The organism is Pseudomonas sp. HY7a-MNA-CIBAN-0227, from assembly GCF_040310325.1.
In the GTDB taxonomy this organism is placed as follows: Bacteria; Pseudomonadota; Gammaproteobacteria; order Pseudomonadales; family Pseudomonadaceae; genus Aquipseudomonas.
Map to the genome: position 1 here is coordinate 1 of NZ_JBEOPT010000350.1, position 238 is coordinate 238.

Annotated in this window: 1 pseudogene; it reads right to left on the reverse strand. The window is 42.4% G+C overall.

The window, feature by feature from the left end:
• A pseudogene (gene trkA, locus AAEZ06_RS28230) lies at positions 1 to 238 on the reverse strand (Trk system potassium transporter TrkA); the annotation flags it as partial.

Genomic DNA, 238 nt, shown 5'->3' on the forward strand with positions numbered 1-238 from the left:
GCACCAGGGTATTCGACCAATCTTTGTATGTAAGCGGTCACTAACTGTTCTGGTGCAATTAACTCGTCAATAATAAAACCGCCACGAGGTTTGGCATCTCCGCTTTTAATTTCACTGCTGATAAATAGTTTATCTTGAAGTTCCAAATAGGCTTCTGAGCGAATACGCGCAATTTTTGTCGGTGTGCCAAAAAGGCTATAAGCGATTTGGCAGGCAGACATGTTACATTCATCGCTGT